This is a genomic window from Actinoplanes sp. NPDC051633, assembly GCF_040681735.1.
Taxonomy (GTDB): domain Bacteria; phylum Actinomycetota; class Actinomycetes; order Mycobacteriales; family Micromonosporaceae; genus Actinoplanes.
In genome coordinates this window covers 1-1,685 of sequence record NZ_JBFAZH010001458.1, presented here as the reverse complement: position 1 = coordinate 1,685, position 1,685 = coordinate 1, and the positions used below count along the sequence as shown (strand labels likewise).

General features: G+C 73.8%; 1 protein-coding gene and 1 pseudogene. One reads left to right on the top strand and one right to left on the bottom strand.

Annotation, left to right across the window (positions count from 1 at the left end; translation table 11 throughout):
• Positions 1–1,312 (bottom strand): FAD-dependent oxidoreductase (locus tag AB0M20_RS42055; protein WP_364306968.1); only part of this gene is annotated, 1,312 nt, incomplete at its 3' end.
• A gap of 78 nt (positions 1,313–1,390) precedes the next feature.
• Between AB0M20_RS42055 and AB0M20_RS42050 the strand changes: the two are divergent.
• Positions 1,391–1,685, top strand: a pseudogene (locus AB0M20_RS42050) (phosphotransferase); the annotation flags it as partial.

The following is a 1,685-nucleotide window of genomic DNA, read 5'->3' as shown; positions in this document are numbered from 1 at the left end:
CGATCAGGTCGGCGAGCTCGTCGTTGGTCGGGCCGGGATGCGCCGGCGGGCGCCAGCCGCTCGCGAAGATCTCCCGCGCCCGCGGCTCCACCGCGTCGAGCGCCGACGGCAGGACCTGCATCGCCATGAACGGGCCGACGACCCGCATCAACGACGGGTCCACGGCGGTCGCCTCCATGATCAGGTCGGAGGGCAGGCGCCGGGTCACGTCGACGTCACCACCGGACCAGCGGCGCAGGATGTCGGCGTCCCAGTAGACATGGTCGGCGTACCAGGGCCGCACCTGCTCGGTGCACCAGTCGTCGAAGGCCAGCGCCGCTGCGGCCGGGTCGCCGGGATGCTCGTCCAGGAACCGCACCAGGCGCGCGGCCTGTCGCAGCGCGATGGCGATGCCGCGGCCGGCGGTGGGGTTCGTGGTGCAGACGCTGTCGCCGACATGCAACAGGCCCGGCAGGCCGACCCGGCCCTCGGCGTCCAGCTGCCCGCGGTACGTGTTGTGCAGCCGCCCACCCGGCAGCACCGGCGTGATCGGCCGGCTGCGCTCGGCGGTCACCCAGTCGGCCAGTGCGGGAATCGCGCGGGCGGCGGCCTCGAAGGCCTCCGTGAATCGCAGTGAGGTCAGACGGCGGTCGGCGGAGGCCCGGGCGATCAGGGCCGAGAACGTGCGATTGTCCTGCAGGAACACCGCGACTATGTAGCCCGGCAGGGTCTGCACGATGCCGATCGGTGCGTTCATCGGGCCGAGCCCAGCGCCGGGCAGCAACGCGTACTGGCGGGAGACGTAGGACAGGCCGCAGTCGCTGGACTCACCGGGAGTACGCACGTCGTCGGCGAGCCGGCCGGCCCGCCCCGACGCGTTGAGCACCAGGTCGGCGGCGAGATCGTGGCCGTCCACCCGTACTCCGGTGGCACGACCCCCGGACCGCAACACTTCGTCGGCGTGGCCCCGCACCAGCGTGACGCCCGGCTGGGCCTCGGCCGCCGCCCGCAGCACCCGCTCGAAGGTCATCCGCCGGCAGTGCAGGCCGACGACCTGCTCCGGCCGGCCGGCCTGCGCCGGCAGCACGGCGTGCTCCGCCCCCGCCTCGAGCAGGCCCGCGTGCACCTCGGGCATCTCGGCGTCGAGCGCATCCAGGATCTGCTGCCGGACGCCGTGCGGGTGATGGAACTGCATGACACCCTGGCGGGCCCAGCTGCCGTCGGCGGCCGGGCCGGGATCACGGTCCACGACGGAGACCTGGTGACCGCGGCGGCCGAGGGCGATGGCGCAGAACAGCCCGGCGGGCCCCGCACCGACTACAGCGACATGCATGGCGCGAGCCTAGGCCGGGTGATCAGGGCCGCCACGATATCCGTCGCAAAGCCGTCAGCTGCTCCCTATCGTGGCCATGTGTTCACGCCCCCCGACGAGCTGCCCGAGTCGGCGCTGCGAGCCTGCCTGGAAACGGGCTGGTCGCTGCGCGCCGGCGCGCTGGAGTATCTGCCCGTCGGCTTCGGCAGCCATCACTGGAAGCTCACCGGTGGCCCCGGCTACTTCGTGACCGTCGACGACCTGCGTACCCGTCGCCGTGCCGCGGACGAACCACTCGGCGCGGGCTTCGACCGGTCGCGGGCCGCGCTCGCCGCGGCCCGGGCTCTCCGCGCCGCCGGGCGTGACTTCGTGGTTGCGCCGCTGCCGTCGCGCG